Here is a 25,979-nt window from a genome sequence, read left to right as displayed (position 1 = left end):
CCGTCGTTTCCGGCTAGTCCCCCTGCCGTGGGCACTCTTCGGCACTTCTTTCGGGCCCGACCCGGACTGGCGGCACTGCTGCTGGCGGTGGCGCTGTGCCTCAAGGCCGTGGTTCCCGCCGGCTATATGCCCGCCGCGCAGGGCGGTCCGCTGATGGTGGAACTCTGCTCCGGCGCCGCCTCTACCGGCGGCAAGGTCATGATCGCGCTCGCCCGCAAGGGTGGGGCCGGAAATGATGCCGGCAAAGCGATGGACCACCCTTGCGCCTTCTCGTCGCATGCGGCCGCGGCGATCGACGCCGCACTGCCGGTGCTCTTGGCCGCCGCGATCGCTTTCGTCTTCGTCGCCGCGATCCTGCGCGCGCCGCTGGCGCTGGCCACCGTCCGCACCGGCTTGCGGCCCCCCTTGCGCGGACCACCCGCGACCATCTGATCCCCGCCACAGCCGCGCGTTCGCGTGCGGCCCCTCCGGCTTGAGTGCACGCTGACGCCCATCGCGCGTGCCGATCAGGTGAACTTTTCGATGATCCGTATCTGGCGCGCGCTTGGCGCGGCTCCGCTTGCCCTTATTTCCCTCCCGGCCATGGCCGAGGAACCCGCAGATGCTCCGACGGGCGATTCCATCCTTGTCGTCGGTCAGCGTGACGCGCCGATCAGCCTGGACGCGCGCGGCCTTTCGGTCAGCCTTGGCGATGAGCAGTTCCAAGGCGTCAACGCCCAGAACGTCGAGGACCTGATGAAGTACGCGCCCGATTTCTTCGTGCGCAAACGCTTCGCGGGCGATTCCAACGGCGTTCCGGGCTTTCGCGGCACCCATTCGACCCAGAGCGCGCGTTCGCTGGTGATGGTGGACGGCTTCACCGTCTCCAACTTCCTCGGCAATTCGTTCGCTTACGCACCCAAGTGGGGCGTCGTCGGCCCCGGCGAGGTTTCACAGTTCGACGTCGTCTACGGCCCCTACTCGGCGCGCTACGCGGGCAATTCGATGGGCGGCGTGGTCAATATCACCACACGTTCCCCGGAGAAGACCGAGGCTTTCGTGACCGTGCAGGGCCTGCTCCAGCCCTACGACCAGTTCGCGACGCATGACAGCTATTGGGGCTGGTCGGGCGAGGCGGGCGTGGGCTTCCGGCAGGAAGACGGCCCGTGGTCGCTGCGCCTATCCGGCCGCCATTTCCGCAACGACGGCCAGCCGATGATGTTCTACGGCCTCACGCCATCGACCGGCACCGGCCCCGAAGTCACCGGGGCAGTGATCGACCCGAAGCAACACATGGCGGGCGCCCCCGGCACCACCGCCAGTCCGATCTTCGCGGCACAGAGCCCCGCCGCGATCACGCAGGATCAGGCCAAGCTGCGGCTCGGCTATGACGGCGCCTCCGGCGTGAGCGGCGAAGTGCTGCTGGCCTATTGGCACAATCTCGACAGCCAGACCGCCCCCGATTGCTACTTGCGCAACGCGGGCGGCAACGTGGTCTGCGACGGCCTCGTCTCGATCGGCGGGCAGACCTACAAGGCCAGCGGCGCCAACTGGTCCCGCACGGTGCGGGACGAACTGCTGGCAGGTGCCAAAGTGGCGGCGCCGCTTTCCGATGCGCTGACGCTGACCGCCAATGTCTCGACCTACCAGATCCTGCGGTCGGACGGCTTCACGTCGACAGGCTATGTGGCCGGTGCCTCGGACGGCGCGGGCACCTTGGCGCGGCAGGGACCGACTTATTGGTACACCGGCGACCTTGGCCTGACCGCCGATCTCGGCGGCGCGCAACTGGCGGGGGGCCTCAGCGGCAATTTCTACAGGACCGACATCGTCAATTACGCCCTCGCCAACTGGCGCAGTGATGCGGCAGCGGCCTTCTCGACCGAGACTTTCGGCAAGACCCGCAACCTTGCGGCATGGGCCGAACTGCGCGTGCCGATCAGCACGGTCACGCTGACGCTGGGCAGTCGCTTCGAGGATTGGCGTGCGTTCGGCGGCGGGCTTGGCCGGCTCGACACCTCGGGCCAGCCGGTGTTCAACCGCTACAACAGCCGCCACGCCAGCGCCTTCCAGCCCAAGGCCTCGGCCGAATGGGCGATCGACAATCAGACCAGCCTCCAGCTCAGCCTTGCCAAGGCCACGCGCTTTCCCACCGTGGGCGAACTGTTCCAGGGCAGTCTCAATGGCGACGGCAGCTTCAATCCCGACAGCTTCGACCCGAACCTGAAGCCCGAGCGCTCGACCGACGCCAACTTGCTGCTCGCCCGCCAGTTCGGCAAAGTGAAGCTCACCGGATCGGCGTTCTGGCAGCGAGTGAGCAACACGATCTTCGCCTTCACCGGCTTCAACCAGAATGGCGTCACGACGTCGACGTTCAAGAATATCGACCTTACTCGCCAATATGGCTTCGAACTGATCGCGGAAGCGCGTGGGCTGCTGCCCGGTCTCGACGTGGATGCCAACGCGGCGTGGATCGATTCGATTACCGTGCGCAATGACGCCGCCCCCGCCGCCGAGGGCGTGCAGTTCCCCCGCATCCCGCGCTGGCGGCTCAACGGCAATCTGCGATACCGCGTGATCCCGCCGGTCCTGCTTTCGCTGGGCCTGCGCTATGCCAGCCGCCCGAACACCGACCTGTTCGGTCTCCAGCGCGGCGATACCTACGGCTACACCTCCGAACTCTTCGCGCTCGACGCCAAAGTGAGCTGGGACGTGACCGAACAGCTGCGCCTGAGCGCGGGCGTCGACAACCTGACCAATGATCGGGCCTGGGTCTACCACCCCTACCCGCAGCGCAGCTTCCTGGTGGAAGCGGGATGGAAGATGTGATGGGCACTGCAACGCATACCGAAACGCGCCCGGAGATGCGGGCCGAACGCTGGTACCGCGCGGTTTGGCGCTGGCATTTCTACGCCGGGCTGTTCTGCGTGCCCTTCGTCCTGTGGCTCTCCGTCTCCGGCGGGCTCTATCTGTTCAAGCCGCAGATCGAGCAGGCGCTCTATGCCCCCTATCACGGCGTCGCGAGCGGACGGGCCCCGCGCCTTTCGCCCGACCGTATCGCCGCGGGCGCCGTGGCGGCGGTGCCGGGATCGATGCTCCACAAGTACGTCCTGCCCCGATCCCCGGCCGACGCGGTGGAAGTGCTGGTGGGCAACGGCGCGACCGACATCCGCGTCTGGGTCCATCCCGAAACCGGCGCGGTGCTCTACCAGGTGCCGGAGGAAAGCCGCTTCATGCGCGTGGTCTTCCGTCTGCACGGTGAACTGCTTTCGGGAGACTATGGCTCAGCGCTGGTGGAAACGGCGGCGTGCTGGACGATCGTCATGCTTTTGACCGGACTGTTCCTCTGGTGGCCCCGTGCGGCGAGCGGCCTTGCCGGGGTGCTCTACCCGCGCCTGTTTCGGGGCCGGACGCTGTTCTGGCGCGATATCCACGCCGTCACCGGCCTATGGATCACGCTGGGCGCGGTGTTCCTGATCGCCACGGGCCTGCCCTGGGCCAATGCCTGGGGGAGCTACTTCGGGCAGGTGCGCTATCTGACCGGCACCGCTGCCGGACGGCAGGACTGGTCCGCCGGCTCCGATGCCGACGCCCACCGGCGCGCCATGGCCGATGCCGGAATGCGGGCAATGATGTCCGAACATGCCGAGCATCACGGCATGACCATGAGCCACATGCCCGCAAGCCCCGCCGCACTCGATGCCGTCGTCGGCCGCGCGGGCGGCCTTGGTTTCGCCCATCCGGTGGAGGTCAGCCCGCCCACGGCCTCCGGCGCGCCGTGGCAGGTCCGCAGTCAGGACGAGAACCGCCCGATGCGCGACAGTGCCGAAGTGGCGAACGACGGTACCCTGATCGGCATCCAGCGCTTCTCGCAGCGGCATTGGGTCGACCGCGCGGTCGGTTACGGTGTCGCCATCCACGAAGGGGCGTGGCGGGGGCTGGCCAACCAGCTCGTCAATCTGGCGGTGCTGTTGGGGCTGGTCACGCTCTGCCTGTCGAGCGTGGTGCTGTGGTGGCGACGGCGGCCGAAGGGCCATCTCGGCGCACCGACCACGCTGGCCCCGCTGCGTCATAGCTGGGCTCTGGTCGCGCTGGTCCTGCTGATGGCCTTGCTGATGCCGATGTTCGGGATCTCGCTGGGCCTTGCCGTGCTGGCGGAGTGGAGCCTCCAGCGGATCGCGCCGAGGCTGGGTGCATGGATGGGCTGGCGAACCGCCTGAAACGAAACGGCGGCGCTCCCTGCAAGAGCGCCGCCGCTGTCATGACGTCAATCGAGTACCGTTTTCTCTTCGGACGGGTCGCTGTGGAACTCGTGCCACACGCCGTTGATGATGCCGAAGCCGACGGCCAGCCCGACGCCGAGGATCCAGGAAAAGTACCACATAGTCGGCTCCTCAATAGAAATCGGGGTTAAGGCCCACTTCGCGCTCGGTCACCCGGCCGAACATGATCTTGTAGGCCCAGGCGGTGTAGGCGAGCACGATGGGCAGCAGGATCACCGTCGCCAGCAGCATGATGAACAGGGTCATGTGGCTGGACGAGGCGTTCCAGACCAGCAGGCTGGAGCGGTTGTCGATCGAGCTGGGCAGGATGAAGGGGAACATCGACAGGCCGACCGAGGCGATGATGCCCAGATTCGCCATCGAGGATCCCGCGAAGACCAGCACGTCCTTGCGCCCGCGAATGCCTGCCAGCGCCACCAGCGGCCCGGCAAGCCCCAGCACCGGCGCCAGGATCATCCACGGATGCGCGCCGTAATTGGCCAGCCACGCTCCCGCTGCCGGCACGCTTACGGCAAGCCGCGGGTTAGACGGGCCCATCGGATCGACCGCGCCGATCACCGTGTAGCCGATGTCGCCCACCGCCAGCCACACGCCGCCCGCCGCGTAGAGCACCAAGACGACAAGGGCGGCCACCTGCCCGTAAGTCTGCGCCCGATCGCGCGCGGCTCCGTGTTCCAGCTTGAGCGTCAGCCAGCCCGCACCGTGCAGCACCAGCATGCTGACCGAAACCAATCCGCTCAGCAGCGCGAAGGGGCTGAACAGGCCGAGCAGCGTGCCGACGTAGAAGCTGCGCAGATCGCTATCGAGCCGGAACGGCACGCCCTGCAGGACATTGCCCACCGCCACGCCGAAGACCAGCGCGGGTACCAGACCGCCGACGAACAGCGCCCAGTCCCAGCGTGAGCGCCAGCCCGCATCGGGCTTCTTCGAACGGTATTTGAAGCCGACGGGCCGCAGGATCAGCGCCGCCAGCACCAGGAACATCGCCAGATAGAAGCCCGAGAAGCTGACGGCATAGACGAACGGCCAGGCCGCGAAGATGGCCCCGCCGCCGAGGATGAACCAGACCTGGTTGCCCTCCCAGGTCGGGCCGATGGCGTTGATCACCATGCGGCGCTCGGCATCGGTGCGCCCCACGAAGGGCAGGAGCGCCGCCGAGCCGAGGTCGAAACCGTCGGTAAGCGCAAAGCCGATAAGCAGGACGCCCAGCAGCGCCCACCAGATCAGCCGCAGCGTTTCGTAGTCGAAGGGAATGGTCATCGTTGCCTCCGTCTTACTCGGCCGGGATGGCGGTGAAGGTGGTCGCGGGCGCCCGCTCGGGCGCGGGATCGCCATCGTCGTTGCCCTCGTAGATCTCGGGCCCCTTGCGGATCGTCGCCAGCATGAGCCTGACTTCGATCACCGCCATGATCCCGTAGAGTACGGTGAAGCCGGTGATGGTCGTCCAGATCTGGCCTCTCGTCAGGCTCGATGCGCCAAGGAACGTCGGCAACACGCCGTCCACCGCCCAGGGCTGACGCCCGAGTTCGGCAACCAGCCAGCCCACCTCGATCGCGATCCACGGCAAGGGGATCGCCAGCACCGCCGCGCGCAGGAACCACTTGCGGTCGAACTGGCGGCGGACCGAGAACGTGAAGGCCGTGGCGAAGAAGGCGATGAAGAAGAAGCCCAGCCCCGCCATGATGCGGAACATCCAGAACAGCGCCGGCACATTGGGTACCGTGGTCCAGGCGGCCTTCTCGATAGTCGCGGCATCGGCCTTGCGCGGATCGGCGACGAACCGCTTGAGCAGCAGGGCAAAGCCGAGATCGTCCTTGTTCCGCTCCCACGCCTCGCGCGCGGCAAGATCGTTGCGGTCGACTTTCAGCCGCTCCACCGCGTCATAGGCGATGATGCCGCTGCGCATGCGGTGTTCGGCCCGCTCGACCAGCGGGATGATGCCGGTGACTTCGCCGGTGATGCTGCGCGTGGCAACAAGGCCGAGGATGTAGGGAATCCTGATCTCGAACGCCGTCTCATGCGCCGAGTTCGACGGAATGCCGAACAGGTCGAGCCCGGCGGGCGCCTGTTCGGTTTCCCACATGGCCTCGATGGCGGCCAGCTTCATCTGCTGGTTGTCGGTCAGCGCGTAGCCGCTCTCGTCACCCAGCACCACGACCGAGAGCGAGGAGAGCAGGCCGAACGATGCCGCCACGGTGAAGCTGCGCTTGGCAAGCTCCAGATGGCGCCCGCGCAGCAGGTAATAGCACGATACGCCCAGCACGAAGACGCTGGCGCAGACATAGCCCGCGCTCACGGTATGGACGAACTTCGCCTGCGCGACCGGATTGAAGATCACGTCCTTGAAGTTGGACACTTCCATGCGCATCGTTTCGGGATTGAACACCGCGCCGGTCGGATGCTGCATCCAGCCGTTGGCGATGAGGATCCACAGCGCCGAAAGGTTGGAGCCCAGCGCGACCATGAATGTCGTCAGCAAGTGGCCGCGCTTGGACAGGCGGTCCCAGCCGAAGAACATCAGGCCGACGAACGTGGCTTCGAGGAAGAAGGCCATGAGCCCCTCGATCGCCAGCGGCGCCCCGAAAATGTCGCCCACATAGTGCGAGTAATAGGCCCAGTTAGTGCCGAACTCGAACTCCATGGTAAGCCCGGTGGCGACACCGAGCACGAAATTGATGCCGAAAAGCTTGCCCCAGAACCGAGTGACGTCCCGCCAGATGGGGCGATCGGTCATCACATAAACACTTTCCATAATTACGAGAATGAAGGAAAGGCCAAGCGTAAGGGGAACGAAGAGAAAATGGTACAGCGCCGTAAGGGCGAACTGCAACCGGGAGAGTTCAACCACTGCCATGTCGATCATGTCGAATCCTGCCTTTTGAGCGGCCTGGAGAGACAGTTAAGGTTGCCTCGCACAGGTTGGTTTCGTAGGGTCGCGTTAGGCTCGCCCAAGTGGGCTGTCAAACATTAGTTACATGGTTTCTTTAATTTGATCTATATCAAAACAACGGCGCCATGGATGGTCGACATCGCCGGCGCAGCCATACTCTCGTGGGGTCTGGCCAGTGGTGTGGGGCAGATTGCCGCGCACGCGTCCGGGCCTGCTACCGGTTCCCTTGCGGGATCCGGCCCCCTGCTGCTGCCCGCCGCACTTATCCTCGGCGGGGCGACCCTGCGTGCCGGCGCGGCTTTCGCCGTGGACCGGAATGCCGTCGGCACCGCGCAGGCTGAAAGCCGTGAACGCCGCCGCCGGTTGTGGCCCGCTCTCCTCGGTAGACCGCTTCCGGGGCCGTTAAGCACCGGGGAAAGCACCACACTTGCCATTGACCATAACACGGCGATCGAGAATCGCGATGTCCGCTTTTCACCCGTCCGCCTGAACGCAGTTCTGGGCCCACTGGTGGTCGCCATTCTGGTCGCGCCGGCCAGCCTGGTTGCCGCCGCGATCATGCTGGCGACACTGCTGCCTTTCGTGCTCGGCTCGATCCTGGCCGGAACTGCCGCGCGGCGCGCGTCCGACCGCCAGCTTGCCGCGCTTTCGGCGTTATCCGGCCTTTTCGTGGACCGTGTCACCCACTTGCCGCTGATCCGCCATTTCGGCGCCGAAGCGCGCATCTCGCGTCAGGTGCGCGAGGCCACCGATCAGGTCGCCCATCGCACAGTAACAGTGCTGCGCGCGGCATTCCTTTCGAACGCGGTGCTCGAATTCTTCTCCGCGCTCTCGATCGCGCTGGTGGCGGTCTATTGCGGCTTTTCGCTGCTCGGCCTGCTGCCGTTCGCGCCGCCCGAGCGGCTGACGCTGGTACCCGCCTTCTTCGTGCTCGCCATGGCGCCGGAGTTCTATCTGCCGATGCGGCGCCTTGCCGCCGCCTATCATGAAAAGCAGCTTGGCGAGGCCGCTGAAGCCACGCTCGCGCCTTACACCGCGCCGCCCGAAGCGCCTTCCACAGGGCCGGACCTGCACTTCGACGGCCTGCGCGTCCAAGGCCTGACACTCGCCTTTCCGGGCATTGCCGTGGGGCCACTGGATTTCACGCTGGCCCCACACGACCTCGTCGCCCTCACCGGCCCGACCGGCAGCGGCAAAACCAGCACGCTGGCGGTAATCGCCGGGCAACTCCAACCTGCGGCGGGTCAGGTGACTGGCATCGGCGGCGCCCCCCTGCCGAGCGAGGCCGTGGCATGGGCCGCGCAGCGTCCGCTGCTCGTCACCGGCACGCTGGCCCGCAATCTCGCGCTGGCCGCCCCACATGCCAGTCCAGAAGATATCCTCGCCGTCGCCGAGCAAGTCGGCCTCGGCCCGCTACTGGCGCAGCGCGGCGGGCTCGACATGGCGGTCGACCACGCCGGGTCCGGCCTCTCCGGCGGCGAGCGACGCCGCATCGGGCTCGCCCGCGCGATCCTGTCGGGCCGTCCGCTGCTGCTGTGCGACGAGCCCACCGCCGATCTCGACGCCGCCTCCGCCGCGGCCGTGATCGCACTGCTGAAGAACCTTGCCGGATCGCGCTGCATACTCGTCGCCACCCACGATGCAGCGCTGGCGAGCGCCGCAAGGCTGGAGGTCGCGCTGTGATCGCTCCACGTCAAAACCCCCTGACCGTCGCCGGGCTCGCGCGTGGACGCCTGCTTGTCGCCAGCCTCTGCGCCGCTTTCGCAACGATAGCCGCCATCGGACTGCTCGGCGTCTCCGGCTGGTTCCTGACCGCCGCCGCGCTGGCGGGAACCGCCGGAACCGTGGCAGTCGGCGCTTTCAACTACCTGATCCCGAGCGCGCTGATCCGCCTGCTCGCCATCGTCCGCACCATCGCCCGCTATGGTGAGCGACTGCTCTCGCACAAAGTCGCGCTGGAAAGCATGGCCGCGCTGCGCGGATCGCTGTTCGACAAGCTGGCCGCGCAGGACACCCGCACGGCGGCAAACACCTCCCCGGGCGAGGCCAGCAACCGCCTGATCGATGACGTGGCCGCGCTGGAGGATCTGGTGATCCGCGAACCAGCCCGCCATGCCGCGCTGGTTTCGGCGGCCGTGAGCCTTGGCGCCGCGGCCTTTGCCGGAATTCCGGCGCTGGCTTTCCTCGCGCTCATGCTCGCTCTGCTGCCGGTCCTGTTCGGCGCGATCTCGCGCGTGTTGACGAAAGAGCCCGCCGAAGCCGCCGCAGAGGCATTGGGCGACTTACGCCGCCACTACATCGAACTCGCCGCTTCGCGCGCGGAAATCGCCGCCTATGGGCTGGCGGACGAGGCCATGGCCGAACTCGAACCGCGCGTCGCCCGGTTCGACCACGCCCGCGCCCACCTGTTCCGTGCCGAGGCGCTGCAAGGCGGTCTGCTGACGCTCTACGGCGCCTTTGCCATGGCCGGCGTGTTGCTCTCGGCGCAGGCCTCCGCGCCGATCGTCGCGCTCGTCATGCTGGCAACGGCCTCGGCGGTGGAGGCGATGGGCGGTTTCGCGCGCAGCCTGCTGCGGCGCGCCTCGCTCGATGCCGGACTGCGCCGGATCGCCGCGCTCGACGCACTCGATCGCACATTGCCCCAACCGCTGACGGCGCAGCAGGCGGCCACGATCACATTGGGCGCGCGGTCTTTCGCACCGGGTTCCCGCGTGGCGCTCACCGGCCCCTCGGGCGCGGGCAAGACGCGAGTACTGCTGGCACTCGCGGGCATGCAGGAACCGGCGGTTCCGCTTGCTATCAACGGCGTCGACGCATCGGCATGCACCGCCCGCCAGCTTAGTGCACAGTTCGCGCTTTCGCCGCAAGACGCCCCGCTGCTGATCGGCACCGTGGCCGACAACCTGCGCCTCGCCCGCGCTGGCCTGACCGAAGCGGAGATGTGGGACGCGCTCGACGTGGCGCAGCTCAAGGACCGCATTTCCCGCAGCGAGGCAGGGCTCGATACGCCGCTCGGCGAAGGCGGCGGCACATTCTCGGGCGGCGAACGCAAGCGCCTGTCGCTGGCCCGCGCTCTGCTGGCGAGGCGGCCCTGGCTACTGCTCGACGAGCCCAGCGAAGGGCTCGATGCCCGCACCGAAGCGGCGCTTGTGCAAAGCCTTGGCGCATGGCTGGACCGGACCGGCACCGGACTGGTCCTCGTCTCCCACCGCCCTGCGCCGCTGGCGCTTTGCAAGGAACGCGCGGAGATCGGCGCGCTGACCTGACCGCTCAGCGCAGGACGCGCGCGAATCCGGCAGCACCGCCTTTGGTCGTGCTCACCGGCTCGACCAAGGCCGCAGTCGGTGCGGGCGACAGAACCCGCGTCGAGACGCCATCGCGCGCCATCCCCGCCAGAAATGCCGCGAGCGCGGCCATGTGGCCGCCATCGACGCGGTAAAACACCTGCTTTCCGGTCCGCCGTGTCGCCACAAGCTCCGCCTTGCGCAGCACCGCGAGCTGCTGCGAAAGCCCGGGCTGACCAATCCCCGTCACATCCTCGATCTCGCCCACCGAAAGCTCAGCTGCGCGAACCGCGTTGAGGATCTGGAGCCGCAGTGGATGGGCCAGCGCGCGCAGCAGCTCGGCGGTCGCGTCAAGCTCGTTTTCGGTCGCGGGGACCATGTCAGCCCTCCTTGCCGAGCGGCGTGTAGAACCACGCGGCCGGATCAGCGCTGGCGAGCACCGCCTCGGTCGTATCCTCGGGCGCGCGCAGCAGGTCCTGTCCTTCCTGCCAGTCGGCCGGGGCCAGACCGCTGCCGCCGCGCACGCACTGGAGCGCTGCCAGCACGCGCAGGATCTCGGGAATCGAGCGGCCCACGGTCAGCGGATAGCTGGTGAGCGCCTGAAGCACGCCATCGGGATCGATGAAATAGGTCATCCGCACGGTCGCGCTGTCATGCGCGTCCGCGCCGACCATGCCGAAACCGCGCGCGATCTCCATCGTCGGATCCTCGATGATGGGAAAGCCGATGGCGGTTCCGGTGGTGTCACGGATCAGGCGGATCCACGCGAGGTGCGAATAGAGGCTGTCGATCGAGAGCCCCACCAGCCGGCAATCGCGCGCGGCAAATTGCGGCGCGGCCCGGGCAAGCGCGAGGACTTCACTGGTGCAGACCGGCGTGAAGTCCGCCGGGTGCGAGAAGAGGATCAACCAGTGCCCGCGATAGTCCTCCAAATCGAAGGGCCCATGCGTGCTGCGCGCGACGAAGCGCGGAACCCGGTCGCCGATACGCAGCGGTTGCAGTATGCTGTCCTGCTGATCCACTCTATCCTCCACCAGTTTTCGGATTCGGACGCTTACATGATTATTGGCTATCGTAAAGCGTACCTGCATTCGGTCACACCATCGACGCAGCCTTGCGGAGCATATCGGAATTCCCGAGGCTATCACCCTCGTGAACATTGTAATTGAACGGACTGCCCGCGCTGAAAGTGCGAGGCACTCTCGCCACGGTCGCACATCGGGGACACTTTCGGACAATTTGATGCCGGCGGGACAAAACACTGCGACACCCGACGATCACAAGGGCAAGGTCGAACACCGAAGGGATGCCCAGATGATCCGCCTCTTGCCAGCCATAGCCGCAGTCGCCGCCTCGTCCTCCCTTGCCTACGGCATCGCGCCGGGCGCGCATCAGACCGTCCGCACGGCCCAACATGTCGCCGCGCAATCGGTTGTGCTCGGCAACGACAAGCCGGTATTCCTCGGCCGAATGGTCGTTACCGCCACGCCGCTGCCGCAATAACCCGCCGAGGCGAAAGCCCTTTCAGAGACCCGTGCCAACGCCGAATGTGAAAGCCCGGCCTCTGCTGGTGTAGACCATGATCACTTGGCGAAAACGCCGGTGAACCCGACGATCAACTCGTCGGTCAGATCGGTACCCTCGCGGATCGGGCGAATGCGAGGCGCCGCAATGCGCCTGGTAGTCGACATCGTTGGTCGCCCAAGGCAGCCCATGCGCACTCGGACAGGGTCTGTCCGCATAACCTGTCCTGCCGCTTCGTTGGCACAAGCGACCATGGGTCCGAATTTCAAAGGCTCAGGGGAAGGCGGATGGAGCGGCTAGGGATAATACAACAGCTTATTCAAACACTTGTAATCAATTGGATTGCTCTCAAATTCGCCAAATTTGGTCCATTTGTCAGGCGCCATGCAAAACTGGGCCGGCGCCACCCGATACGATCTACTGGCCAAGAGCTTCCTCGGAGTGGTCAATCTCACCACCGCCAGATACTGGCTCAAATTTGCCCGCGCCGCCTAGCCCACTCAAGCTTGGCGGCGATTTTAGTGCCCCAAGAAAGCTATCCGAAAGCTACAAAATTTTCGCGGCTTTTCCTCTTGTTGTCGCTCCCCAAACGGCTATCGCCAAATTGAGATGCGATCTAAGCGGACAGAAACGGGAAGGAACTGCGCGTGAACCGCAACGTGTGGTTGTTGTTGGCGGTGCATTTCGACGCCGCATGCCTAGCTCCGCGTGCCTGGTTGACCGCCTTGTGGTGGCGCATATTGAGAAAACGAGTGCGCGCGCGTGCGCAGTTTGCTCAGTTGCTGGCCGCATCTCCGCGCGCCTATCGTCTGTGGTTGCTGAATGAGCCAAGTCCCGATACATCGAACGCGCTAAAGGGACCTGCCATCGTGGCGCTGATCGCTGCCGGCCCAGGACAGAGCGCGACGATTGGTAGTTTATTTGGGCAAGGAGCGACGACGCTACCGCTCGGAACCGCGGCGATTCCCACCCTTGCCGCAGCCGCAGCAGTTATCGACTGGAGTGCGTCTCCTTGGCTTATGCCCCTCGCAGCCGGAGATGTGCTATCGCCAAAGGCCATAGACGCATACCGAACCGCCGCTGCCCAAGCGCGTGGTCGTATCATCTATGCTGACGATGACATCCTCGACGCTGGAGGACGACGCACCGCGCCGCATTTCAAGCCAGCCTGGAATGCCGAACTGTTCCGTCACTTCGATTACCTGACAGGAACCTGCATTGTGAAGGCTGGACAGGAAGACCTTGCCCGGCTTTCCGGCTCCAACTGGGCTGCCGAGCTGGTCGCCGCAAAAGCGAAAGTGAACGCAAGGGATCGGGATCCGCTACGAATCCCGCACATCCTGCATCATCGCCGCTCGCGCCCAGTGCCGCGCGTTCCAACGGTGCTCGAACCGCAACAAGCGGCTCTGCCCAGCGTGAGCGTCATCGTACCCACGCGCAATCGCGTTGACTTGCTGCGCACGTGCCTCGAGGGGCTCGAACGCACCGACTATTCCGACTTTGAGGTAATCGTAGTCGACAATGGCAGCGACGATCCGGCGACGCTCGACTATCTCGCTAACCTCAATCCCGCCCGCTACCAGGTACTGCGCCACTCAGGGCCATTCAACTTCTCGACGCTCAACAATCGCGCCGCAAGACTGGCAACAGGCCAATTGCTTTGCCTGCTCAACAACGACATTGAGGTGATTGAACCGAGTTGGCTTGCAACAATGGCCCGTCAGGCCCTCCGTCCCGAAGTCGGCGCAGTGGGCGCGCGGCTTCTCTATCCCGATGGGCGTATCCAGCATGCAGGGGTAGTGCTCGGAATTTGCGGCGGCGCAGCGCATGCCCATCGATTGCTCCATCCTGATGAGGGAGGCTATTTCCGCCGCCATGCGCTTCCGCAGTTCGTTTCGGCGGTGACGGCTGCCTGCCTTGTCGTCAGGCGCGAAAGCTTCGAGGCGGTCGGCGGCCTGGATGAAGAGAACTTCGCGGTCGCTTTCAATGACGTGGATTTGTGCATGCGCCTCAATGCGCGGGGCTGGCAGTCGCTTTACGAGCCGCGCGCGACGCTGATCCATCACGAATCTGTTTCGCGCGGGTTCGACCGGGATCCGGTGGGAGCGGCGCGCTTCGCCGGCGAACTGGCGGCGCTCAAGGCGGCATGGCGCACGGACGCAGGACCGGACGAGGAAATTGATCCATACCACCATCCTGAACTCAATCGGTTCAGTGAGCACTTCGTGGTGCGGCTGTAGCGATACGGATGACAGACGATACGCGCCTTTCCCTCCCGCAAGTGACCTTGTGCGCGGTCACTTCGGTGAACGTTGTAGCCACGCTACGCGCGCTGGAGACCTGCCTTTATCAGGTGGCTTTCGCCGAGTGCCTGTTGCTGACCGATGCGCCTATCCCGCCCGCGCATCCTGAAATCCGCGTCGTGCCGATCCGCCGGCTTGGGTCATCGTCAGCCTATTCCGACTTTCTCCTGTCGGAACTGGTGGACCACGTGGCGACGACGCATTGCCTCGTGGCGCAATGGGACGGTCATGTCCTCGACGCGCAGCGCTGGCGGCCGGAGTTCCTGGATTACGACTACATCGGCGCGAGCTGGCCCCAGTTCGACGATGGCCACGATGTGGGGAACGGCGGGTTTTCGCTTCGTAGCAGGCGGTTGATGGAACTGTGCCGTGAGCCCGGATTCGTCCCGCTTCATCCCGAGGACGTGGCGATCGGGCGCGCCAATCGAGGCTGGCTGGAAGGACAGGGCATGCGCTTCGGGCCCAGGGAAATGGCTGACCTGTTCGCAGCCGAGCGCATCGGTGATCCTCGAACTACCTTTGGCTACCACGGTGTTTGGAACATGCCGCGTGCGCTTGGCACAGAGGCGTTCTGGGAAGTCTATTGCGAACTTGATGATCGGGGTACGCTTCGTCGCGATTTTTCTGGCCTGCTGAGAGACATGGGGGCCGGGAAGGGCGGATTTGGGCGTATGAGCAGGATGCTCATGGACCGTCTACGAATGGTTCTGGGAGTGAGGCGATGATGAGCTGCCTGCCCGATCTGTAGCGGGTTGTCTGATGTCCGCCTTCAGGAACCTCCGATGCCCGACCTTCCTGCGAAGTTATCAGTTGTTCGAGGTGGTGCAGATCGCTAACCGAATGACTCGGGAGACGTTTTATCGGTAAGTAGTAGATCCATTCTATCTGCACCGCCGGATTTCTGCGCATTAAAAATCATTAAATGCATGTGTGGAAAAATATTCCTTCAAGATAATTTATTATCGCTTATTTGGATTCATCATTATCAAGGTGGTAAATGGAAGTTTTTTCATTCGATATTGCCGGAGTTAAACTTGTAGTTCCGAAGCATATTGGTGATGAACGCGGATATTTTTCGGAAACGTTCCGGCGCGACACTTTCGCGGAACACTGCGGCGATTTTACTTTTGTTCAGGATAATGAATCCTTTAGCGCAAAGGCTGGCACTGTGCGCGGCCTCCACTTCCAGAGCGAGCCACATGCGCAAGGCAAGCTTGTGCGCTGCACGGCGGGCGCGCTTTTCGATGTTGCGGTCGATATCCGGAGTGGCTCGCCAACTTATGGGCGCTGGGTCGGTGAAACGCTAACCCCTGAAAACGGCAAGCAGTTATGGGTTCCTCGCGGTTTCGCCCACGGATTTTGCTCGCTCGAGCCGAATACGGTCATCTGCTACAAGGTCACCGACTATTACAGCGCCGCGTGCGACAAGGGGCTGGCCTGGGACGACCAGGCAATTGGCGTGACCTGGCCGGATGTAGCAGATATGGAAACACTCTCGGCCAAGGATCGCAAGCAGCCGCTCCTGTCCGAACTTCCCCCCTATTTTGACTGGAGCGAATAATCCATGCGTGTGATCGTGACCGGCGGTGCGGGTTTCATCGGCTCGGCCCTTGTACGCTATCTTGTTGTCCAAAAGGGCTACGATGTCCTGACGATTGATGCCCTGACCTATGCCGGTTGCGAAGCGTCGCTGCGTGAGGTCGAAGGCAACGCGAACCATCGTTTCCTGAAGGCCAACATTTGCGATCGCGCGGCGATGGACGAGGCGATTGCTTCCTTCCGCCCCGATCGCATCATGCACCTGGCGGCGGAAAGCCATGTCGACCGTTCGATCACCGGGGCGGCCGACTTCATCCAGACCAACGTGGTCGGTACCTTCACTCTCCTGGAGGCCGCGCGCGGCTACTGGAACGGGCTTGAGGGCGCCGCAAAGGACGCCTTCCGCTTCCTTCACGTCTCAACCGACGAAGTCTACGGCTCGCTGGGTGACGAGGGCCTGTTCGAGGAAACCACGCCCTACGATCCGAGTTCGCCCTATTCGGCCTCCAAAGCGGCGTCAGACCATCTCGCCAAGGCATGGCAGCGGACGTATGGGCTGCCGGTGGTGGTCTCGAACTGCTCGAACAATTACGGGCCTTATCACTTCCCCGAAAAGCTGATCCCGCTCACCATTCTCAACGCCCTCGCCGGGCGCCCGCTGCCGGTCTACGGCAAGGGTGAGAACGTGCGCGACTGGCTCTATGTTGACGATCATGCCCGTGCGCTGGACCTGATCATCGAGAAAGGCCGTCCGGGCGAGACATACAACGTCGGCGGTCGCAACGAGCGACGCAACATCGATGTCGTACGCCGGATCTGCGCGGTGCTCGACGAACTGGTTCTCGCCGAGGCGCCGCGTGAAAGTCTGATCGAATTTGTGACCGATCGCCCCGGCCACGATGCTCGCTACGCCATCGATGCGACCAGATTGGAAACCGAACTGGGCTGGCGCGCGCAGGAGAACTTCGACAGCGGCATCGAAAAGACCGTGCGCTGGTATCTCGAGAACGACTGGTGGTGGGGCCCGCTACGCGATCGTTACGATGGTCAGAGGCTGGGGCTGACTAAGGCGGATACAGCCGCCGAGGTCGTTGCATGAAGATTGCGGTCACCGGCAAGGTTGGACAGGTCGCCACCAGTCTTCTGGAACGGGGCGAAGCGGCCGGCCACGAGATGATCGCGCTGGGTCGCCCCGAGCTCGATTTGACCGATCCCGCTTCCGTGCTCCGCGCGCTCGAGGCCGCTGCGCCCGACGTGGTGGTTTCGGCTGCCGCTTATACAGCAGTCGACCGGGCGGAGAGTGAGAGCGAGCTTGCCCATTCAATCAACGCTCACGGAGCTGAAGCCGTGGCAGAAGCGGCTAGGGCGCTGGGAGTGCCGCTTGTCCATCTTTCGACCGACTACGTCTTCGACGGCGGGCTGGAGCGCCCGTACATCGAGACCGACTTGACAGGGCCGACCGGCGTTTATGGCCTGTCCAAGCTGGCAGGCGAGCAGGCCGTCCTGGCGGCGCATGGCGATAACAGCACGGTCCTGCGCGTGGCTTGGGTCTACAGCCCGTTCGGTGCCAATTTTGTAAAGACCATGCTGCGTCTCGCTGCTGACCGGGACGAGGTTTCCGTTGTCGCCGACCAGTTGGGTAATCCGACAAGTGCGCTGGACATCGCCGATGGCGTCCTCAAGGTCGCCGGCAATCTCGTCGCCGATCGCGATCCGGCGATGCGCGGCGTATTCCACATGACGGCGGCAGGAGAAGCCAGCTGGGCAGACTTTGCCGAAGCCATCTTTGCCGCTTCCGCAGCGCTCGGCGGGCCATCGGCGCAGGTCAAGCGCATCACCACGGCCGACTATCCCACCGCGGCCGCCCGGCCGGCTAACTCGCGGCTCGAATGCGGCTCGATCGCCCGCATTCACGACGTCGCATTGCCGGAATGGCACGGCCCATTGAAGACTGTGGTCGCCCGCCTTCAGGCTCCGGCTGCCTGAACCGCTGCCCAGACAAGGAAACAGACACGTGAAGGGTATCATCCTCGCCGGCGGAAGCGGCACTCGCCTCTATCCGATGACTTTGGCTACCTCCAAGCAGCTGATGTCGGTCTATGACAAGCCGATGATCTACTATCCGCTCAGCACGTTGATGCTGGCGGGAATCCGCGAAGTGCTGATCATCTCGACGCCGCGCGACCTCCCGTCATTCCAAGCACTGCTGGGAGACGGATCGCAGTGGGGCATGCAATTCGAATATGCCGAACAGCCGAGCCCTGACGGACTGGCGCAGGCCTACATTATCGGCGCGGATTTCGTCGCCGGAAAGCAGTCGGCATTGATCCTGGGCGACAATATCTACCACGGTCACGGTTTGCCGGAATTGCTTGGAAGCGCTTGCGCCCGCACTCACGGGGCGAGCGTATTCGCCTATCACGTCACCGACCCTGAGCGGTACGGCGTTGTCAGCTTCGACAATGCGATGAAGGCTATGTCGATCGAGGAGAAGCCGGAGCAGCCGCAATCGAACTGGGCGGTGACCGGCTTGTACTTTTATGATGAGCAGGTGGTGGACATTGCTGCCAACCTCAAGCCGAGCCCGCGCGGCGAACTGGAAATCACCGACGTCAACCGCGTCTATCTGGAGCGGGGTCAGCTTTCGGTCGAGATCATGGGCCGCGGCTATGCGTGGCTCGATACGGGCACGCCCGACAGCCTGCTCGATGCCGCCGACTTCGTGCGCGTGCTGGAAAAAAGGCAGGGCTTCAAGATCGCCAGCCCAGAAGAAATCGCCTTCCGACAGGACTTTATCGGAGAAACCGAGATGGAGCGAATTATTGCTACACTCGGCAAGTCGGACTATGGCCGTTATCTGCGCAAGATATTGGCGGAACGATAAGGCGGTCGCCTCACATTCCGTTAAACGCACTCGGGCAGAACTAACGGCGCAATGCGAGATCGAGGCTCGAACCTGCGTTTTGTAAGATGTGGTGGTGGCGAAAGGCGTGAATCAAGATTCACCGATGATCATGTAAGAAGAAGTGCCATTTTTTCCGTTCCAACACGGGTGTTACCTTTGTGACCGACCACGGTGCGATTGGAACGGAACACCTTATCTAGTCCGGCTTGCGCATCGCGACGAGAGCCTGCCAAAACTCGGGGTGATAGGTTCCGTCTGTTCCATTGGTGAACGCCACATCCTGGAAGCCGATCTGCCGTGCCCAAAGGCGGATCCAATCGCGGTGGAGGAACACGTCGAGTGTCCGAGACCAGCCACGTTGACGGAATTGCCCTACCTTGCCGGCGAAAACCCCAAGATGCTTCTCTTCTTCGAACTCGAGGAAGGAGAAGATGAGTTTGCCCCCAGGCTTGAGCGCCCGGAAAGTATCCTCCATGTAGAGAAAGCATTCTTCGGGATAGAGATGCGTAAACACCGACCAGTGGAATACCATGTCGAGCGAGGAGTCTGGTGCGGCGATGGTGTTGTCGCGGTGGATCACCGCCTCGAAGTCAGGACAGTTTGCCCTCAGGTATTCGATCAAAGGTTTAACAATGTCTGCTCCCTTGTACGTGCCCCGCCATGCATCGCGCTGCAGTGCTATTGCCGTGCGTCCGCAGCCACAACCGAGGTCGTAAATCGCCATGCCATCTTTAAGGCCATGGTGCCGCAGCACCGCGACATGCGTATCCCCTTGCCGCTTGAAATCCTGTGGCGAAACATCGCCAATCGAGGCGATCATCGCCATTTCCTCATCACCGCGATAGACACGACGGTGGCGTGCAATCAGTGCATTGTACGAACGGACCGAGTGCCAGCGATTGGCGCGAAGCAGAAAATTTTGAAACAGGCTAGCCATGCGTCCCCCGATTTAGGCGACCGCTCTCTTGAACGTAAGCGCGCTTGCCATCAAGGGTTGACGCAACAATAGGGCAGGAATGCAGATGGATAACAAACGCCGGGTTCCGCTTTTTATTTGGGCTAATCGCAAGCTAGGCCCCGTTGGCGCGATCGACGTATTAGCAGGTGGCCGCGTTGCCGGATGGGCGGCAGGACGCGGAGGCGTGCATGTTGAGGCTTGGCTGGACGACCAGCGCATTTCCCTCGGCAAACCTTCTATCCTGCGCCGTGACGTTGCCAACGCGCATCCGCACCTAATCGGCGCCGAGACCAGCGGTTTTGCTTTCGACCTGCCACGCGAGGCAGTCGAGGGTGATTTTCTGGGCGAACTGCACATCGTTGCCCGATCCGGGCAAGGCTGGCGGCCAAGGGCGACCCTCGCAACGCTATCGATGGCCGGAGCCGAAGCTGTGCTTGCGTTGAAGGAGGCTCCGCCGAGCAACATTGCTGGCCCCTTCCCACCCCGCGTGATCGATGCTGTTGCAACGCGTTGGCCAGAAGCCTGCGCAAACCTCGATACCGTGCAAGGCCAACGACACTTTGTTGGCCGGCTGCTCACACTAATGCGCACGCCGGACCTTAATGCAATGCCGATCATTGCCGACTACGCCCGCTATTTGGTTACTATGTTGGCTCACTGCCGTTTTGTGGCACGCCATTTCCCCGCAACTAACACCAAGGCCGCGGCCGGATCGGCAGACTTCCATTGTAAGCCGAACTCCATCAACGAGCTCTTCGCGATCATTCACCAGCTCTATGTGTTGAAAGCGTCCGGAGTGGAGGGCGATTTCGCGGAGTTCGGATGCTTTAAGGGGTACAGCACTGCAATGCTGAGCCAGGCCTGCGCGCTTTTGGGCCTGCAAATGCACGTATTCGATTCCTTCGAGGGCCTGCCCCCATCGCCCGATTCAGGTTACGAGGCGGGTCAATATGCTGGCAGTCTTGATGAAGTGCGCGATCATGTTGGCCGCTTCGGCGCGTTGGACGCGGTAACTTTCCACAAAGGCTTCTTCGCGGACAGTCTTCGCGATTTTACACCACCGCCGCTCCTGTGCCTGTGGATGGACGTAGATCTTGAATCCTCCGCGGGTGATCTCGTATCCGCTATCGACCGGCTCGATCCACGCGGCACCTTGTTCAGTCACGAATGTAACGCCACGATGTTCCAGAACGGCGAGATCATTACCACTCCCAGCCCCGATAATCCCGTCCCACCCGTAATGGCGCGGAGCGAAGAACTCGGTCGACCGCTAACCGGGCGATTCGTCGCTGGCTTTACTGGCGCCTTTTGGTCGCGGTTAGGCGGAATGCCGGTGATAGATAGTAAAGTTTTGATGGATTTTGCCAAAGCTCTCTGATGATATGCTGGGCACTAAAAGGAAAGGACAAGCGCCCCTTTCCTTCATGTCAGGCTACAAGGTCTCGTTTTCGATAACATACTCTGAATATCACTGTCGTTATCTGAGAAAAATCATCCGGTAAATATCGAAAGAGAATTTAACAATGAAGGAGCTATTGGATTGCTGAACGGCGCCAATGTGAGGCCCATTATAATCCAATGGCGCTATCCCAATTTTACGCCCGGACATTCCTCGGTAACAACGACGAGATTGCACGGCCGAACACATCGTTATACCAAGCTGCTGTGACTACAAATCTCCTCCCCGGCATGCCGCTGATCGAATCTCCGCTGTTCTCGACGATGAAGGCCGAAATGGGCCTGACGTCGGAGGAGCTGCGGATCGCCAATGACCTGCATGAGCGCGGTTATGCTGTCCTCGACTTTCCGGACATAGAAGTCGAAGCCCGGATTGACCGGATCAGGGCTAATCTCTCGCCGCACTACGGGGTCGACTTTGACAGTCCGGAAGGCATCAAGAATGCTGGGGGACGCCGCGTTCAAGACGCCTGGACCTTCGACGAAGACGTACGAGCCATTGCCGCCAACGAAGCGGTTTTGGATCTCCTGTCAAAGCTCTACGGCCGCCGAGCTTTTCCGTTCCAGACGCTGAACTTTCCGGTCGGCACCGAACAGGCGGCGCATTCGGATTCTGTGCATTTCTCTAGCTTGCCCGAGCGGTTCATGTGTGGAGTTTGGTTAGCAATGGAAGACATTGGTCCGGAAGCCGGACCGCTGTTCTATCTGCCCGGTTCCCATCGCTGGCCGATCATGACCAATGGATTGATCGGCCGACGCGGCTACGGCGGCAATCTTGCCTCAGCGCAGGATCCCTATGGCCCGGCCTGGGACGCACTTTGTTCTGCCTATAACGTGCAGCCGGAACGCTTCATCGCGCGCAAAGGGCAGGCCCTGATCTGGTGCGCAAACCTACTGCACGGCGGTAGCCATCAGAGCGACCCCAAGCTCACCCGCTGGTCGCAAGTCACGCACTACTATTTCGACGATTGCATTTACTACACCCCCGCTTTTTCCGATGAAACGCTCGGCCGCCTGCAATTGCGCGAACTCGTATCTATCAGTGACGGAGAACCCCGTCCCAATACCTATCTGGGTGAATTGGTTATGCCACCACCTTCCGAGCGTAAGCGACGCCAGTCCTTGCCAGGACGAGTGATGCGAGCGCTCAGAATGAAAACACCATAAGCTTGACTTTGAAGGTTTTCGGTCAGGTCCAGCAGCCAGTGTTAATTGCAACGTGATCGAGGGGCAGAAGGTGACCTGGAAAAACTGGACAGCGAGATAAGTGGATGATCTGCCTGACGGCGGCCGGTACGGCTGCGTGACAGGAGTAAAGGTGAGCAAACCACCGCGCCGGAATCACAGCTCGGCATTTAAAGGGAAGGTGGCCTTGGCTGCGGATTCCCGCCATACCCGACGGAAGAGGCGAGACCGGATCCGTTCATTGATCCGGCCACCCGGCATCACAAGAACATGGAAGGTTTGGGGAAACGGCCATGTGTTGCGCTACTGGTCAGCATTCTGAACACGATCGTAATGCTCCTGAATCGGCAAAGCGACGACGCCCGATATCTTTTTTGCCCAGTCTACCGCGAGTTGCGCACGGTTTCTCGCGCCGCCTGCGTCGCCGGATAAATGGCACACCCCACTTATAAAATAATGCATCCATTGGTTGTAGGGCTCTAGATCCGAAGCTTCCTCCGCGAGACGGAGGACTTCTGTGGCTGGCCTTCCTCGGTTCTGCATGTATTCAGCGAGGAAAAACAGGCTTTCAGCCTTGAGCCGCGAGCCGCGCGCGATTCGCTCTAGGGTCGCATAATCGTCATCGAACTCGTCGACAGGTGCCTTCGTGAAAAGGAATGCCTGTGGAATAGCGGAAACGGTGGTGATCCCATGAGGCCGCGCGTTCCGGAACACTTCGGGCACCAAATCCGAAAAATACCCTTCAGCCTTGCCGATTGGCACGTCCTCCACGATGTAGAGCCCATTCGGCTTCACGTAGCGAATGAGATGTTCGAAGCTGAATATCTGGTGATCTGGGATGTGCGAACCATCATCGATAATGATATCAGGCCGATATTCCTCTCCGATCTGCGCGAGGAACTCCCCGTCCGCCTGCGAACCGATATGGACCTTGGACCGCCCATTCGCGTATTTCAGTACCTCCTCACTAATGTCGATCGCGACAATTTGAGCATTGGGGAAATACGCCTCCCACATGTCGAGAGAGGCTCCGGTGTGGACGCCAATTTCAAGAACTGTGATTTGTTGGTCGCGGTATTTATGCAAAAACGGTTCATAGTGACGAAGATAATCATTGCGGAGCCTAGACTTATCGGTTCCGGCCGAAACTCCAAGCAAGTCAAGATTTCTCTCGCTTCGAAACATAATTCACCTCCGCCAAAAGGATCAAATCTCATGGTGTCGTAGGCAGATAGATCTTGCAAATAATTTTCGGCGTACGTCGTATGCGGATCAAAACTGCCGCCCCGATCGCGCGGCACTTCGATCTCGATCTAACCACTGTCGATCGTCACCGTCTTGCGGCCATAGCCGTTCCGGCTGGAATTCCCTTGATCCTCATTGCCAAGATGGTGATCCATCTCCGCGTTGAACGTCCGTTCGGCAAAAGCTCTCTTCAGGGAAGCCAGCAAGCCGCCCTGACTGTGCGCGGCTGCCACGTCAGTACCCGCCAACACCTGATCAAGAATCTCATTTGGTATCGAAGATACTGAATTCCTGATTTATTGTGCTGCTCTGTTGAGTTTCACCGAGAACTGACCCGGGATTTTCATCGAGAACTGGCTCTGACTCACATTTGCTGCTGCTGAGGTAAGCTCCTCGCGCATCATTGGGAGGATCTGCCATGCATGGTCGATTTCAACGGTAACCGTCCGATTGTTACCGTGGTGGTTGGGCCTTTAGGCGAGCGGCGAGTTCGGGATCGTCAACGAAGTCATCGAGAAAGCCGCGCCAGGTCTGGGTGGTGCGGCGTGCTTCTCAAAGCATATCTGACAGTTCGTCGATGCCTTCGTCGGTTAGCGCCGTAATGGTCTCGTCCGGGCCGGTGTAAACGCTGATGATGGCGCCGTACGTCAGATTGTCGCCGTTCCAGACGATGGCTTCCAACAACTCCACGTTCTCACCGAGCATTTTGGCAGCATAGGCCAGAGTGCGCACGTGAGTGATCGTGGCCATCAGGCTGCGAGGGCCTGCGGCGCACTCATCGGCACCCATTTCCAAGGCAGTAATTCCTCGATCCGGTTGATCTTATGATCATGGATACGGCCGAGCACGTCGGCGAGATAAGCCTGCGGATCGAGACCGTTCATCTTGGCACTTTCAATAAGCGTCATGGCCCGCGCAAGGGTTTCAGCGCCTGCTTCGGAGCCCGCGAAGAGCCAGTTGCGTCTTCCGAGACCGATAGGTCTCACGGCTCGCTCAGCGGCATTGTTATCGATGGCGACGCGCCCATCCTCGGTAAACAATGAGAAGGTTTGCCAGCGACCCAAGCCGTAACGAATAGCGCTGGCCAAGTCGCCCTTGACGGGGATGCAGGTAAGTTGCTGCTCGGCCCAGGCGCGCAACGCCTCGAGTTTGGGTTTGCTATGCTCCAGGCGGACGGCACGCCGAACATCGGCAGGTTTACCGGCGATTTCACGTTCGATGTCGTACAACTGGCCGATACGATCGAGGGCCTCTCGCGCTATCGGTGATCTGTTCGCTTTCCAGATGTCGTGGAAGTCACGCCGCCAATGGGCGAAGCAAGCAGCTTCCCGGAAGCGCGGTTTGCCATCCGCGCCGGGCTCGTACAGCTTCGCATACCCCTTGTAAGCGTCGGCCTGGAGAATGCCGCTCGCACTGCCAAGGTGGTTTTGCACGTGCTCCGCCTTCCAGTTGGGGGCAAAGCGATAAACTACACCTGGCGGTGCCGGCCCGTTCCACGGACGCTGATCGCAGACATAACCCCAGATCCTGCCTTGCTTCACGCCCTTACCGAGCCCCTTGGCCCGCCTTGTGTGATCCAGCACCTGGATCGGCGTGTCATCGGCATGGATAATGACGCTGGCCAGGACCGAGGCCTCAATACGCTCGACCAGAGGCTGCAGGGTTCGCATGGCCTTGCCGCACCAGTCAGCCAGCGTGCTGCGGGGAATGTCAGCGCCCATGCGGGCAAGGATTTCGTTCTGGCGGTACAGCGGCAAGTGATCGTCGAACTTTGAGACGAGCACGTAGGCAAGCAGGCTGCTTCCGGCCATGCTGCCGGGGATCGGACGGCTCGGAGCCGGCACCTGCACCATTATCTCACAGCAGCGGCAGGACTTCTTCGGCCGCGCTACCTCGATCACCTTCAGCCTGGCTGTGATCATCTCGAGGATTTCGCTCATGTCCTCGCCGACGAGGCGTAACTCGCCCCCGCAATCGGGACAGGCGCTGCCCGGGTCGAGTTCTTTTCGCTCGCGCGGCGTGTCGGACGCAACGCGCGGACGCCGGGCCATGGCCCGTGCGCTGTCTACATGCGCAGTGGTCTCATCCTCTTCGACATCGCTCGGCAAAGCGACGGTTTGTGCCGCGGCGACCAGAATGTCCTCTAGCGCCAATTCCAGCTGCTCGATCTCGCGTTCGATTTTTTCCGAGGATTTGCCGAAGGCCTGTTTCTTAAGTTTTGCAATGCGCAGACGCAGTGCCTGAACCACCAGATCATGTGCACGTACCGTTGCCGCCAGCTTCGCGTTTTCCGCCTGCAAGTCGGCGATTATCGCCTTCAGCGAAGTAGCCGTCCGGTGAAGCTTTCAATTACCCACAAGTGGTCGCACGCGTGATTCCCGTGAGCGCATGCGGATTCCGACCATCGCGCGCAGGCATTCCGATTT

General features: G+C 62.3%; 23 protein-coding genes and 1 pseudogene. 14 read left to right on the top strand and 10 right to left on the bottom strand.

Annotated features, from left to right (window positions below; all coding sequences use genetic code 11):
• The first annotated feature begins 27 nt into the window (after positions 1–27).
• From AC1VVK_RS10655 to AC1VVK_RS10645, 3 genes are all read left to right on the top strand, one after another.
• Complete coding sequence (locus tag AC1VVK_RS10655) at positions 28–432, top strand: DUF2946 family protein (protein ID WP_482902955.1); 405 nt, start codon at positions 28–30, stop codon at positions 430–432.
• A 90-nt stretch (positions 433–522) separates the two neighbouring features.
• Positions 523–2,808: a TonB-dependent receptor gene (locus AC1VVK_RS10650; protein ID WP_482902954.1), complete on the top strand. Its 2,286-nt coding sequence runs from the start codon at positions 523–525 to the stop codon at positions 2,806–2,808.
• Positions 2,808–4,199 carry a PepSY-associated TM helix domain-containing protein gene (locus tag AC1VVK_RS10645; protein WP_482902953.1) on the top strand — a complete coding sequence of 464 codons (1,392 nt, stop codon included), beginning with the start codon at positions 2,808–2,810 and terminating at the stop codon, positions 4,197–4,199. Before AC1VVK_RS10650 ends, AC1VVK_RS10645 begins: the two co-directional genes overlap by 1 nt.
• 47 nt (positions 4,200–4,246) lie before the next feature.
• Here the strand turns inward: AC1VVK_RS10645 and cydX are convergent, their stop codons facing one another.
• Genes cydX through AC1VVK_RS10630 form a run of 3 tightly spaced genes read right to left on the bottom strand, consistent with a single transcriptional unit; the run spans position 4,247 to position 7,122 of the window.
• Positions 4,247–4,363: a cytochrome bd-I oxidase subunit CydX gene (gene cydX, locus AC1VVK_RS10640; RefSeq protein WP_132387935.1), complete on the bottom strand. Its 117-nt coding sequence runs from the start codon at positions 4,361–4,363 to the stop codon at positions 4,247–4,249.
• Positions 4,364–4,373: 10 nt separating this feature from the next.
• Positions 4,374–5,522 (bottom strand): cytochrome d ubiquinol oxidase subunit II, encoded by a 1,149-nt coding sequence (cydB, locus tag AC1VVK_RS10635; RefSeq protein WP_482902952.1) that lies wholly within the window; start codon positions 5,520–5,522, stop codon positions 4,374–4,376.
• Positions 5,523–5,535: 13 nt separating this feature from the next.
• Entirely contained in the window at positions 5,536–7,122 is a 1,587-nt protein-coding gene (locus tag AC1VVK_RS10630; RefSeq protein ID WP_482905150.1) for a cytochrome ubiquinol oxidase subunit I, read from the bottom strand.
• A 159-nt stretch (positions 7,123–7,281) separates the two neighbouring features.
• Here AC1VVK_RS10630 and AC1VVK_RS10625 point away from each other — a divergent pair, with 159 nt between their 5' ends.
• Positions 7,282–8,835 (top strand): ATP-binding cassette domain-containing protein, encoded by a 1,554-nt coding sequence (locus tag AC1VVK_RS10625; RefSeq protein ID WP_482902951.1) that lies wholly within the window; start codon positions 7,282–7,284, stop codon positions 8,833–8,835.
• Positions 8,832–10,418, top strand: coding sequence for an ATP-binding cassette domain-containing protein (locus AC1VVK_RS10620; protein ID WP_482902950.1), 1,587 nt, complete (start codon positions 8,832–8,834; stop codon positions 10,416–10,418). Before AC1VVK_RS10625 ends, AC1VVK_RS10620 begins: the two co-directional genes overlap by 4 nt.
• A 4-nt stretch (positions 10,419–10,422) precedes the next feature.
• On the opposite strand, the gene AC1VVK_RS10615 is transcribed toward AC1VVK_RS10620, so the two are convergent.
• Together AC1VVK_RS10615 and AC1VVK_RS10610 are read right to left on the bottom strand one after the other, a co-directional pair.
• Entirely contained in the window at positions 10,423–10,815 is a 393-nt protein-coding gene (locus AC1VVK_RS10615) for an ArsR/SmtB family transcription factor (protein WP_482902949.1), read from the bottom strand.
• Between the two features lies 1 nt (position 10,816).
• Positions 10,817–11,458, bottom strand: coding sequence for a peroxiredoxin (locus AC1VVK_RS10610; protein ID WP_482902948.1), 642 nt, complete (start codon positions 11,456–11,458; stop codon positions 10,817–10,819).
• 220 nt (positions 11,459–11,678) lie between these two features.
• On the opposite strand from AC1VVK_RS10610, the gene AC1VVK_RS10605 reads away from it, so the two are divergent.
• The 7 genes from AC1VVK_RS10605 to rfbA all read left to right on the top strand — a co-directional run bounded on the left by AC1VVK_RS10605 (position 11,679) and on the right by rfbA (position 18,686).
• Positions 11,679–11,939 (top strand): hypothetical protein, encoded by a 261-nt coding sequence (locus AC1VVK_RS10605; protein WP_482902947.1) that lies wholly within the window; start codon positions 11,679–11,681, stop codon positions 11,937–11,939.
• Positions 11,940–12,607: 668 nt separating this feature from the next.
• Positions 12,608–14,200, top strand: a complete 1,593-nt coding sequence (locus AC1VVK_RS10600; protein WP_482902946.1) for a glycosyltransferase family 2 protein — start codon at positions 12,608–12,610, stop codon at positions 14,198–14,200.
• Positions 14,201–14,208: 8 nt separating this feature from the next.
• On the top strand, positions 14,209–14,988 hold the full coding sequence (locus AC1VVK_RS10595; RefSeq protein ID WP_482902945.1) for a DUF5672 family protein: 780 nt from the start codon (positions 14,209–14,211) through the stop codon (positions 14,986–14,988).
• Positions 14,989–15,260: 272 nt separating this feature from the next.
• Positions 15,261–15,824 carry a dTDP-4-dehydrorhamnose 3,5-epimerase gene (gene rfbC / locus AC1VVK_RS10590; RefSeq protein ID WP_482902944.1) on the top strand — a complete coding sequence of 188 codons (564 nt, stop codon included), beginning with the start codon at positions 15,261–15,263 and terminating at the stop codon, positions 15,822–15,824.
• Between the two features lie 3 nt (positions 15,825–15,827).
• Positions 15,828–16,901 carry a dTDP-glucose 4,6-dehydratase gene (gene rfbB / locus AC1VVK_RS10585; protein ID WP_482902943.1) on the top strand — a complete coding sequence of 358 codons (1,074 nt, stop codon included), beginning with the start codon at positions 15,828–15,830 and terminating at the stop codon, positions 16,899–16,901.
• On the top strand, positions 16,898–17,788 hold the full coding sequence (gene rfbD, locus AC1VVK_RS10580) for a dTDP-4-dehydrorhamnose reductase (RefSeq protein WP_482902942.1): 891 nt from the start codon (positions 16,898–16,900) through the stop codon (positions 17,786–17,788). Before rfbB ends, rfbD begins: the two co-directional genes overlap by 4 nt.
• A gap of 28 nt (positions 17,789–17,816) precedes the next feature.
• Positions 17,817–18,686: a glucose-1-phosphate thymidylyltransferase RfbA gene (rfbA, locus tag AC1VVK_RS10575; RefSeq protein ID WP_482902941.1), complete on the top strand. Its 870-nt coding sequence runs from the start codon at positions 17,817–17,819 to the stop codon at positions 18,684–18,686.
• Positions 18,687–18,903: 217 nt separating this feature from the next.
• On the opposite strand, the gene AC1VVK_RS10570 is transcribed toward rfbA, so the two are convergent.
• The gene (locus AC1VVK_RS10570) at positions 18,904–19,644 is read right to left on the bottom strand and encodes a class I SAM-dependent methyltransferase (protein WP_482902940.1); all 741 of its coding nucleotides are present in this window, start codon (positions 19,642–19,644) and stop codon (positions 18,904–18,906) included.
• Positions 19,645–19,729: 85 nt separating this feature from the next.
• Here AC1VVK_RS10570 and AC1VVK_RS10565 point away from each other — a divergent pair, with 85 nt between their 5' ends.
• The gene (locus AC1VVK_RS10565) at positions 19,730–21,043 is read left to right on the top strand and encodes a TylF/MycF/NovP-related O-methyltransferase (protein ID WP_482902939.1); all 1,314 of its coding nucleotides are present in this window, start codon (positions 19,730–19,732) and stop codon (positions 21,041–21,043) included.
• 311 nt (positions 21,044–21,354) lie between these two features.
• Entirely contained in the window at positions 21,355–22,290 is a 936-nt protein-coding gene (locus AC1VVK_RS10560) for a phytanoyl-CoA dioxygenase family protein (RefSeq protein ID WP_482902938.1), read from the top strand.
• A gap of 321 nt (positions 22,291–22,611) precedes the next feature.
• Here the strand turns inward: AC1VVK_RS10560 and AC1VVK_RS10555 are convergent, their stop codons facing one another.
• From AC1VVK_RS10555 to tnpC, 4 genes and pseudogenes are all read right to left on the bottom strand, one after another.
• The gene (locus tag AC1VVK_RS10555; RefSeq protein ID WP_482902937.1) at positions 22,612–23,466 is read right to left on the bottom strand and encodes a class I SAM-dependent methyltransferase; all 855 of its coding nucleotides are present in this window, start codon (positions 23,464–23,466) and stop codon (positions 22,612–22,614) included.
• Between the two features lie 158 nt (positions 23,467–23,624).
• Positions 23,625–23,849, bottom strand: a pseudogene (locus AC1VVK_RS10550) (IS256 family transposase); the annotation flags it as partial.
• Positions 23,850–24,105: 256 nt separating this feature from the next.
• The gene (locus tag AC1VVK_RS10545) at positions 24,106–24,303 is read right to left on the bottom strand and encodes a hypothetical protein (RefSeq protein ID WP_482902936.1); all 198 of its coding nucleotides are present in this window, start codon (positions 24,301–24,303) and stop codon (positions 24,106–24,108) included.
• On the bottom strand, positions 24,303–25,874 hold the full coding sequence (gene tnpC, locus AC1VVK_RS10540) for an IS66 family transposase (protein ID WP_482905149.1): 1,572 nt from the start codon (positions 25,872–25,874) through the stop codon (positions 24,303–24,305). Before tnpC ends, AC1VVK_RS10545 begins: the two co-directional genes overlap by 1 nt.
• Positions 25,875–25,979: the final 105 nt, after the last annotated feature.

The organism is Novosphingobium sp. BL-S-32 (genome assembly GCF_056857055.1).
Note: the sequence above shows the minus strand (reverse complement) of the source record. Positions and strands in the feature narration are given on the sequence as shown.

Excerpts from the sequence above, each read along its gene's own strand:
- AC1VVK_RS10650 (WP_482902954.1), top strand. The coding sequence starts at position 523 with ATGATCCGTATCTGGCGCGCGCTTGGCGCGGCTCCGCTTGCCCTTATT.
- AC1VVK_RS10645 (WP_482902953.1), top strand. The coding sequence starts at position 2,808 with ATGGGCACTGCAACGCATACCGAAACGCGCCCGGAGATGCGGGCCGAA.
- cydX (WP_132387935.1), bottom strand. The coding sequence starts at position 4,363 with ATGTGGTACTTTTCCTGGATCCTCGGCGTCGGGCTGGCCGTCGGCTTC.
- cydB (WP_482902952.1), bottom strand. The coding sequence starts at position 5,522 with ATGACCATTCCCTTCGACTACGAAACGCTGCGGCTGATCTGGTGGGCG.
- AC1VVK_RS10625 (WP_482902951.1), top strand. The coding sequence starts at position 7,282 with ATGGTCGACATCGCCGGCGCAGCCATACTCTCGTGGGGTCTGGCCAGT.
- AC1VVK_RS10615 (WP_482902949.1), bottom strand. The coding sequence starts at position 10,815 with ATGGTCCCCGCGACCGAAAACGAGCTTGACGCGACCGCCGAGCTGCTG.
- AC1VVK_RS10605 (WP_482902947.1), top strand. The coding sequence starts at position 11,679 with ATGCCGGCGGGACAAAACACTGCGACACCCGACGATCACAAGGGCAAG.
- AC1VVK_RS10595 (WP_482902945.1), top strand. The coding sequence starts at position 14,209 with ATGACAGACGATACGCGCCTTTCCCTCCCGCAAGTGACCTTGTGCGCG.
- rfbC (WP_482902944.1), top strand. The coding sequence starts at position 15,261 with ATGGAAGTTTTTTCATTCGATATTGCCGGAGTTAAACTTGTAGTTCCG.
- rfbB (WP_482902943.1), top strand. The coding sequence starts at position 15,828 with ATGCGTGTGATCGTGACCGGCGGTGCGGGTTTCATCGGCTCGGCCCTT.
- rfbD (WP_482902942.1), top strand. The coding sequence starts at position 16,898 with ATGAAGATTGCGGTCACCGGCAAGGTTGGACAGGTCGCCACCAGTCTT.
- AC1VVK_RS10570 (WP_482902940.1), bottom strand. The coding sequence starts at position 19,644 with ATGGCTAGCCTGTTTCAAAATTTTCTGCTTCGCGCCAATCGCTGGCAC.
- AC1VVK_RS10565 (WP_482902939.1), top strand. The coding sequence starts at position 19,730 with ATGGATAACAAACGCCGGGTTCCGCTTTTTATTTGGGCTAATCGCAAG.
- AC1VVK_RS10560 (WP_482902938.1), top strand. The coding sequence starts at position 21,355 with ATGCCGCTGATCGAATCTCCGCTGTTCTCGACGATGAAGGCCGAAATG.
- AC1VVK_RS10545 (WP_482902936.1), bottom strand. The coding sequence starts at position 24,303 with ATGGCCACGATCACTCACGTGCGCACTCTGGCCTATGCTGCCAAAATG.